General features: G+C 30.9%; 6 protein-coding genes and 1 tRNA gene. 5 read left to right on the forward strand and 2 right to left on the reverse strand.

The annotated features are described in order from the left end of the window. The first annotated feature begins 18 nt into the window (after positions 1 to 18). Entirely contained in the window at positions 19 to 678 is a 660-nt protein-coding gene (locus AC3ATN_RS01815) for an aspartate kinase (RefSeq protein ID WP_487531508.1), read from the forward strand. Here the strand turns inward: AC3ATN_RS01815 and mfd are convergent. After that, on the reverse strand, positions 653 to 3,988 hold the full coding sequence (gene mfd / locus AC3ATN_RS01820; protein WP_487531509.1) for a transcription-repair coupling factor: 3,336 nt from the start codon (positions 3,986 to 3,988) through the stop codon (positions 653 to 655). The genes AC3ATN_RS01815 and mfd overlap by 26 nt on opposite strands. Before the next feature lie 161 nt (positions 3,989 to 4,149). Here mfd and dnaE point away from each other — a divergent pair, with 161 nt between their 5' ends. The 4 genes from dnaE to AC3ATN_RS01840 all read left to right on the forward strand — a co-directional run bounded on the left by dnaE (position 4,150) and on the right by AC3ATN_RS01840 (position 9,211). After that, positions 4,150 to 8,469: a DNA polymerase III subunit alpha gene (gene dnaE, locus AC3ATN_RS01825; protein ID WP_487531510.1), complete on the forward strand. Its 4,320-nt coding sequence runs from the start codon at positions 4,150 to 4,152 to the stop codon at positions 8,467 to 8,469. 80 nt (positions 8,470 to 8,549) lie between these two features. Continuing rightward, the gene (locus AC3ATN_RS01830; RefSeq protein WP_487531511.1) at positions 8,550 to 8,720 is read left to right on the forward strand and encodes a hypothetical protein; all 171 of its coding nucleotides are present in this window, start codon (positions 8,550 to 8,552) and stop codon (positions 8,718 to 8,720) included. Positions 8,721 to 8,743: 23 nt separating this feature from the next. Further along, a complete protein-coding gene (gene trxA / locus AC3ATN_RS01835) occupies positions 8,744 to 9,061 on the forward strand; it encodes a thioredoxin (protein ID WP_487531512.1) in 318 nt (105 codons plus the stop codon). A 76-nt stretch (positions 9,062 to 9,137) separates the two neighbouring features. Further along, positions 9,138 to 9,211: transfer RNA gene (locus AC3ATN_RS01840), tRNA-Asp, on the forward strand. Between the two features lie 174 nt (positions 9,212 to 9,385). Here the strand turns inward: AC3ATN_RS01840 and AC3ATN_RS01845 are convergent. Beyond that, the gene (locus AC3ATN_RS01845; protein WP_487531513.1) at positions 9,386 to 9,700 is read right to left on the reverse strand and encodes a hypothetical protein; all 315 of its coding nucleotides are present in this window, start codon (positions 9,698 to 9,700) and stop codon (positions 9,386 to 9,388) included. Between the last annotated feature and the right edge of the window lie 61 nt (positions 9,701 to 9,761).

The raw sequence follows: 9,761 nt of genomic DNA on the forward strand, positions 1-9,761 counted from the left end.
TAACAAAATCTATCATAGATGAAGACAATAGCCTCTGAAGTTTCAAAGTATATTAAAACAAAACCCTTTTTATCAAGTGCTCTTTCTCAAGGTATAATAAACTTGACTTCATTAGCAAGAAAAATTCAGCCAGAGATTGAAAAATCTCTTAGAAAGCCAGCCAAATGTGGAGCAATAGTTATGGCTTTGAAAAGAATTTCTGATACTCAAGAATTTATAACAACTCACAAAATTGTAAGAGTTTTAAAAAACATGGGTGATATAACTGTTAGATCATCCTTAGTTGACTATTGTTTTAAAATATCTGAAACACTTTTACCTGCTCAGGCTAAATTTTTAAACCAAATCGAAACATCCAAAAACACTTTTTTCACCACATCAAGGGGGGTTGAAGAATCTAATATTATTGTAAGTCAAGAATTATCCCCAATCATAGAGTCGGCCTTTTCTAATGAAGTTTGTATAGAAAAAACCTCTGATTTGTCAGCAATTTCAATCAAGTTGCCAACTGAAAATATTACAATTCCAGGGATATACTACTTTATATTTCAAAGATTATCCTGGGAGGGAGTTAACATTAACGAAGTTATTTCAACCTCTAATGAGTTTATTTTTATATTGGACGAAGATTCTGTAAATATTGCTTTTCAGGTTATAAAGGATTTGAAGAATCTGTAGTCAACAACTTTAAAGTCTGATATAGTTTGTCAATTCGTTTAATATTTTCAATTACTAAGACTAATTTTAATCCATTCTTAGTACTCTTTTTTTTGATAATAATATTTGATTTTTCTTTTTGAACATTTGTAAGAAAAACACCAAAAGTATTTGTTTTGAAAACATCATTTTGTTCATCTTCAATGAAGTATGCAAGACATTTATCTTGTTTAATAACGTATCGTTCTATGCCTATCTTTACGGCTAACCATTTTAACATAACACTATTCAATAATTCATTTCCTTGATCAGGAATCTGACCAAAACGATCAATTAGATTTTTTCTAAACTCTGAAAGCTTGCCCTTGTCTGTTATAGTACTTAATTCATTGTATAATGACAACCTTTCACTAATTATATTGATATATGTTTCAGGAAAAAGAATTTCTAAATCAGTATCAATTTGAACTTGTTTAATATTGTTTTTTAAAGAATTGGGTTCAATATTTTTATAAAGCTCTTTAAATTCAGTGTTTTTAAGCTCTTCAACTGCTTCCTCTAAAATCTTCTGATAAGTATCATACCCGATTTCATTAATAAATCCACTTTGCTCCCCACCTAATAAGTCTCCAGCCCCTCTAATTTCAAGATCTTTCATTGCTATTTGCATTCCTGAACCAAGTTCTGAATATTGTTGAATTGCATTTATTCTTTTTTGAGCTTCAGAGGATATTGAGCTGTAAGGTGGGGTTATAAAATAACAAAATGCTTTTTTATTACTTCTACCAACCCTTCCTCTCATTTGATGCAAATCACTTAAACCAAAGTTATTTGCATTATTAATAAAAATTGTATTTGCATTAGGAACATCAAGTCCATTTTCTATTATAGTGGTAGCAACTAAAATATCAAACTCCCCCTCCATAAAACCAATAAGTGTTTTTTCAAGTCTTTTTCCATCCATTTGTCCATGACCAATAACAATTCTAGCATCTGGAATTAAGCGTTGAAGCATTCCCGATACTTCTGAAATATTTTCCACACGATTATGGATAAAAAATATTTGTCCAGATCGCTTTAGCTCATACATTATAGCGTCTCGAATCACATTCTCATTAAACCTGACAACCTCCGTTTCAATAGGATACCTATTTGGAGGAGCAGTTGCTATTATAGATAAGTCTCTGGCAGACATCAAACTAAATTGCAATGTTCTTGGAATAGGTGTTGCCGTGAGACTCAATACATCAATATTTGTTTTTAAAGATCGGATTTGTTCTTTGACTGAAACTCCAAATTTTTGTTCTTCATCAACTATTAAAAGCCCGAGATCCTTGAATATAACAGATTTATTTGCCAATTGATGCGTACCAATTAAAATATCTATTTTTCCAGATGCAAGATCTTCTAAAACTTGTTTTTTTTCTTTGGGACTTCTAAATCTGTTTATATAATCCACTGTGACTGGCAACTCTTTTAGTCGATTGGAAAATGTTTTGAAGTGTTGAAATGTAAGTATTGTAGTTGGAACTAAAATCGCTACTTGTTTTGAATTATCCACAGCCTTGAAAGCAGCTCTAATCGCAACTTCTGTTTTGCCAAAACCAACATCTCCACAAATTAACCTATCCATAGCTCTTTCACTTTCCATATCAGATTTTACTTCCTGAGTTGCTTTACTTTGATCAGGAGTATCTTCAAATAAAAAAGAAGCTTCTAATTCCCATTGTAAATAGCTGTCAGGCGAACACGCATAGCCAATTTTCTCTCTTCTTTTAGCATAAAGTTTAATCAAGTCAAAGGCTATCGACTTAACTTTACTTTTAGTTTTTTGCTTTAGTACTTTCCAGGATTTAGAACCAAGTTTATATATTCTTGGAACATGTCCATCTTTGCCATTGAACTTTGATATTTTATACAAGGAATGAATACTTAAATAAAGAATATCTCCTTCAGCATAAACTATCTTTATTACTTCTTGATTTGAGTTTTCAATAAGAATTCGTTGAAGTCCACCGAATCGTCCAACTCCATGATCTATGTGGGTTACAAAATCTCCAACTTGCATTGATGTGAGCTCTTTAAGACTCAAAGCACTTTTTCTTGCGTTTTCAGATTTAAGTTTGTACTTGTGGTATCTTCCAAATATTTGATGGTCAGTAAAACAGGATATTTTTGAGTCAAAATCTTCAAAACCTTTATGAATAGCGCATTCTGAAATTTTATAATGAACAGTATGTTCCATTTCCTGAAAAATATCATTTAATCTTTTTACTTGCTGAGTATTAGTGCAAAGAATATAATTTATAATTCCGTTCTTATGATTTTGATTAAGATGATCAACAAGAAGATTAAACTGTTTATTAAAAACTGGATGAGGTGATTGTTTAAAAACAAGTGAATCAGAGACTTTGACGAAATCACTTTTATTTAATAATAAATTAGAATAACTATCCAGGCTTTTAATTAGCTCTTTTGAATTGACAAATAATTTTTCAGGGGGATATTTTAAAATGGAATCTGATTTAATATAAATATCTTTTGCTTTTTTAAATAAAACATCCAATCTGTTCAGGATGGCATCCATGTTTGAACTTATAACACAACTTGATTCAGGAAGAAGGTCAATTAAGGTCTTTCTTTTGTCTGTGAATGAAATAATTGATGTGTTTGGCAACAAATCAATTATTTCAAGACTAGAAATGGAGAGCTGAGTTTTAATATCAAAGGTTCTTAGACTTTGAACTTCATCTCCAAAAAACTCAATTCTATATGGATGATGATTCGAAAAAGAAAAGACATCTATAATACCCCCCCTAAGAGCAAACTCTCCAGGAGAACTAACAAAATCTACTCTTTCAAATCCATATTCAAATAAACTTTCATTGATAAAATCTAGAGATACACTCATCCCCTTTTTTACGGTCAATGTATTTTTCTTCAATGTACTTTCAGAGATTATTTTTTCTGAAACAGCATCGGAATAAGTAACTACTATTCTGGAAATTTTACGATTAAGTTGTTTTAAAACTGAAGATCTTAAAAGTACATTTGAATTATCAGTGTCTTCTGTTGAGTAAGCCTTTCGATAGCTTGCCGGGAAAAACAATACATTTTTTTCACCAACTAAATATTCTAAGTCATTCAAATAATATGCTGCTTCCTCTGACTCTGAAAAAATTAATAAAAAAGTCCTAGGTGATCTTTTAAATTCATTTGCTAATCGAAAACTTAATCCCGAACCTACAAGACCCTTAGTTAGAAAATTTTGCTTTTGTTTAAGCAGATTGCCAAGTAAAACTTGATTATCATCATTAAAAGAAATATTCAACAAACTAATTTTAAAAATTTATCAAATATAGCTTGTTTTCGATTTTTCTTCAGTAATATCCTCTCTATTCTTTAAATATTAATTATTAGTTAATAAATGATTAGGAAAATCTCAATTTCACTTGATATAATGATTTATTTTTAGGATAATAAACCTTACATATGTATCTAATTTTTGACACAGAAACTACTGGACTTCCTAAAAAGTGGAAAGCTCCTTTATCTGACAGTGATAACTGGCCAAGATGTGTTCAAATTGCATGGCAACTCCATGATATTAACGGGGATTGTATTTCCCATGAAAATTTTATAGTTAAACCAAATGAGTATGACATACCTTACGATTCTGAGAAAATTCATGGTATATCAACAGCATTAGCTGAAAATATAGGAATTGATTTAGAAGATGTTCTGAAAAGTTTTGAGGAAGTCTTAAAAAAAGCAAAATTTATTTGTGGTCATAATCTTGGTTTTGATATCAATATTATAGGAGCAGAGTTTTTAAGATTAGGATTTAATAATTTATTTGAGGGAATTCCAATAATAGATACCTGTACAGAGCAAACAGCAAGTTTGTGTAAAATTTCTGGAGGTAGAGGTGGAAAATATAAACTACCAACGCTAATTGAGTTAAATAAATTTTTGTTTAACGAAAGTTTTAATGAAGCTCATAACGCAACTGCCGATGTTGAGGCAACAGCCAGATGTCTTTTTGAGTTAATTAGAAATGAATCAATTGCTCTAGACACATTTAACGGTAATAATATTTATTTCAAATCAGTTCAGGAAAATTTCAAGTCAACTGTTAAGTCAATAGGGATAGAACATCTGAATTTAAAAAAAGCTTCAAAAGAATTAACCAGTGATGAAGAATCACAGGTTCAGATTATTTCAAATGACATTAAAGATGAGTTATTAAAAGCCAGTTTTGTCCATTTACACGTTCATTCCCAATTTTCAGTACTTCAGTCAACTTCTAAAATCCCATTGTTGGTTGAAGCTGCCCAAAAAAATAATATGCCAGCATTAGCTTTAACAGATAAAGCAAACCTCATGGGTGCTTTCCACTTTATTAAAGCAATCAAAAATCACAATAACCTTTTGGAGGATAAAACAAAAGAAATCAAACCAATTATAGGTTGTGAGTTTTATGTGTGTGAAGATCATAAAGATAAAACCAGAAGGGATGACGGTTATCAGGTAGTTTTTCTTGCTAAAAATAAAAAAGGATACTATAACTTATCCAAGATGAGTTCTTTAGCATATACATCAGGGTTTTATTATGTCCCAAGAATCGACAAGAAGATAGTTGAGCAATACAAAGAAAATTTGATTGTTTTGACTGGAAATTTATATGGAGAGGTTCCTTCAAAAATACTAAATATCGGAGAACGTCAAGCGGAAGAAGCGCTTTTATGGTGGAAAAAAATATTTAAAAATGATCTATATATTGAATTAACACGCCACGATCAAGAAGATGAAAAAAGAGTAAATAAGGGACTTTTGGAGTTGTCCCGAAAGCATAAAGTTTCTATTGTTGCTAGTAATAACACATATTATACTAACAAAGAGGATGCAAACGCACATGATATTTTATTATGTTTAAAAGATGGGGAAAAACAAGCAACACCAATAGGGAGGGGAAGAGGGTTTCGTTATGGTCTTCCAAATCAAGAGTATTATTTTAAGTCTCAAGAACAAATGAAAGAGATTTTTAAAGATATCCCTGAAGCAATAATAAGTTGTTCAGAAATCATCGATAAAATATCTTCTTTTGATCTAGCAAATCAGGTGCTACTTCCAAAATTTGAAATTCCTACTGAATTTAAATCCATTACTAATGTGGGTATTGAAGGAGAGAATGCTTATTTAAGACATTTAACATATAAAGGTGCGGAAAAAAGATACGTAGAAATTACCAAGGAAATTACAGAGCGATTGGACTTTGAACTAGAGGTGATTTCAAATACAGGTTACCCTGGATACTTTCTTATTGTTCAAGATTTTATTTCAGCTGCAAGAAAAATGGACGTTTCAGTTGGTCCCGGAAGGGGATCGGCAGCAGGTTCTGCTGTTGCATTCTGTTTGGGAATTACAAATTTGGATCCAATTAAATACAATCTGCTTTTTGAAAGATTCCTCAACCCTGATAGGGTAAGTCTTCCTGATATTGATATAGATTTTGATGATGAAGGTAGATCAAAAGTAATTGATTATGTAATTAATAAATACGGCTCGAAACAAGTTGCTCAAATTATTACATATGGTAAAATGGCAGCAAAATCTTCTATAAGAGACACTGCAAGAGTTTTAGATTTACCCTTAGGTGAGGCTGATCGAATTTCAAAATTAGTTCCCAATATAAAATTGGGTCAAATTTTTGGAGGATCAGATAGTTATATCAAAGAACAAGTTAGAAGTGGAGATGAGTTTGCAAAAGTAAAGGAACTACAATCCTTATTTAAGGGAGATGATTTAGCAGCAAGAACTTTACAGCAAGCAAAAATATTAGAAGGTTCTCTAAGAAATACAGGAGTTCATGCGTGTGGGGTAATAATAACACCGGATGATATAACTCAGTTTGTTCCAGTTGCTACTGCTAAAGATTCTGATTTAGTTGTAACTCAATTTGATAATTCAGTGGTTGAGGACGCTGGATTATTAAAAATGGACTTCCTTGGATTGAAAACACTTACCTTAATCAAAGACACTGTTAAGCTTGTAAAATATAAGCATAATATTGATCTCAATCCTGATGAGTTTCCGTTAGATGATCAAGATACATACTCTCTTTTCCAAAGAGGAGATACTGTTGGTATTTTTCAATATGAGTCTGCGGGAATGAAAAAATATTTAAGAGATCTAAAACCAACGGTTTTTGCAGATTTAATAGCTATGAATGCTCTCTACAGACCTGGACCTCTTGAGTACATCCCTAGCTTCGTTGCAAGAAAAAATGGAACTGAGCAAATTAGTTTTGATCTTCCTGAAATGGCTGAATATCTTGAAGAAACATATGGAATAACAGTTTATCAAGAACAGGTAATGCTATTATCTCAAAAATTGGCAGGTTTTACCAAAGGTGAAGCTGATTTATTGAGAAAAGCAATGGGAAAAAAGATTTTTTCATTGTTAGAAAAATTAAAACCAAAATTTTTGTTAGGAGGTAAGGAGAGAAATCATTCCGAAGATATTTTAGAAAAGATATGGAAAGATTGGGAAGCTTTTGCTTCATATGCATTTAATAAATCTCACTCAACTTGTTACGCATGGATCGGTTTCCAAACAGCCTATCTTAAAGCACATTATCCAGCTGAATATATGGCGGCTGTGCTATCTAATAACATGAATGATATTAAACAAGTTTCTTTTTTCATGGAAGAATGTAAACATATGGGTTTAGAGGTTTTAGGTCCTGATGTAAATGAGTCTTTTTATAAGTTTACTGTTAATGATCGTCAGGCAATTCGATTCGGAATGGGGGCAATTAAAGGTGTGGGAAAGGGAGCTGTTGAGACAATAATTCAAAATCGAGAAAAAGGACACTATGAGTCAATTTTTGATATGTCTAAGAGAATAGATTTACGTTCTGCAAATAAAAAAACATTTGAAAACTTGGCTTTAGCTGGTGGATTTGATGGCTTTTCTTCTCATAGAGCTCAATATTTTAATCCTGATGGAGATGGTATTATGTTTTTTGAAAAAGCAATGCGATTTGGAGCTAAATATCAACAAAACCTCAACTCAGCTCAAATAAATTTATTTGGAGATGAAGACGATTCGACGTACAAAGAATTAATTATTCCGGAATGTGATGAATGGGAGAAATTAGATTTACTTAAAAAAGAAAAAGAAGTTGTAGGCATATATATCTCTGCCCATCCATTAGATGAGCATGTAAGAGCGATAAAACTCTTTTCTTCTTCCCCATTAAGTGTTTTAAATAATATAGATTCTTTGATGAATAAAGATTTATATTTTACAGGGATTATTAATGATTTTGAAAAGTTAACTTCAAAAAACGGAAATGGGTGGGGTAAATTTATTCTAGAGGATTTTGAAGACCAGCATGAATTTAGAATTTTTGGAGAGGAGTATCTAAAATTTTCTCATTTTTTAGATTTTAATTCAATTATAAGATTTAGAGTATCAATAAGAGAGGGTTGGCGAAATAGAGAGACTGGAAAATTAGGTCCTCCAAGAATGAAATTTTTGCACTTTGAATTATTAGGAGAGACAATTAAAAATAATTCAAAAAAACTTATTTTAAGCTCCAGTTTAAATTCATTAAATGATGATAGTATTGATCATATTAAAAATATTTTAAATAAATATAAAGGAGAAAAACCGATTGGATTTGATATTTACCATCCAGAGGATAAAATAAAAATAACATTAAATAGTCGTAAACAAAAGGTAGATGTGTGTAATGATCTTTTAGATGAATTGGATTTAGCTTCAATAAAATATAGGATAAGCTAATTTTAAAAAACGAATACTAAAACAAGTAAATATTGAGGTTATTCGAAATAATTTTTGTTAATTTTGTTAAGATCTATGTTATGAAAAAAAACTTTATCTTTTCTTTAATAGTAGGAACTTGTATTGGTTCAGGAATTATTTTTGGAGATAAATATGACATTTTGGTTCTTACTCTTCCTATGGCAATAATATTAAGTTCAGTGATATGGGTAATTGCTTATTTTGAAGATTTAAAGAACTACAATAAATAAACACATATAAAAAACATTAAATTATGGCGTTAGAAATTACAGATTTGACATTTGAAGAGATAGTTTTAAAATCCGATAAGCCAGTTATGGTTGATTTTTGGGCTGAATGGTGTGGACCGTGTAGAATGGTTGGACCAATTATTGATGAAATAAGCACTGATTTTGAGGGTAAAGCAGTAGTTGGAAAATTAGATGTTGATTCTAATCAGGAATTTGCTGCTAAATATGGAGTTAGAAATATTCCCACAGTTTTAGTTTTTAAAAACGGTGAAGTAGTTGGTAGACAGGTTGGTGTAGCCCCTAAAGCTAAGTATACTGAGGAGCTAAATGCAGCTATGTAAATTAATTACAAATACAATTTTGTATTATAGACTTGGGTAATTCAAAATCCAGTGTATATTTGCAAACTCTAACATTGGTCTGGTAGTTCAGCTGGTTAGAATACCTGCCTGTCACGCAGGGGGTCGCGGGTTCGAGTCCCGTCCAGACCGCAACCACTTCGAAATTTATAACTCCTTGATTTTCAAGGAGTTATTTTTTTAGGTGGTTCGAGTCACTCCCTTTTTTTAATAATATCATGTAATTATTTAGAAATCAGTGGATTATACTGATTTACGAAAAGAGAAGAAATTGAAGTGTGTTATAAATTAACAACAGTTTATATGTTATTTACCTAAAATATAATTTTCAGACTCTAACATAATTTTATCAGTGGTTTCTTCATCTAACATTTCACCAAGAGTATCATGACCATTATCCCAAATTTCATGGATAATATCATAAACATCGTTACCACTCATACCAAGTCTTTCCTTAAGAAAGTCAGTAAAATTATTAATATCCTCTGTTTTATCAACAAATAAAATCACATTCCACTCATCTTCCTCGTCATAAATTTCATATTTATCAGATTCATATTTATGAATCTCATTAATTATTGATTTTTTATCGGTATAAAAGTCTACAAAAGGTTTGTCCATAATTCAATTTTTTATAACTCTAATTTACAAAATTATAACACAGGTAAAATCGTATAACACA

The sequence above is a fragment of the Candidatus Marivariicella sp. genome, from assembly GCF_983056325.1.

Bases quoted from the DNA above. Each gene is read 5' to 3' on its own strand.
- AC3ATN_RS01815 (WP_487531508.1), top strand. From the start codon at position 19: ATGAAGACAATAGCCTCTGAAGTTTCAAAGTATATTAAAACAAAACCC.
- trxA (WP_487531512.1), top strand. From the start codon at position 8,744: ATGGCGTTAGAAATTACAGATTTGACATTTGAAGAGATAGTTTTAAAA.
- AC3ATN_RS01845 (WP_487531513.1), bottom strand. From the start codon at position 9,700: ATGGACAAACCTTTTGTAGACTTTTATACCGATAAAAAATCAATAATT.
- dnaE (WP_487531510.1), top strand. From the start codon at position 4,150: ATGTATCTAATTTTTGACACAGAAACTACTGGACTTCCTAAAAAGTGG.
- AC3ATN_RS01830 (WP_487531511.1), top strand. From the start codon at position 8,550: ATGAAAAAAAACTTTATCTTTTCTTTAATAGTAGGAACTTGTATTGGT.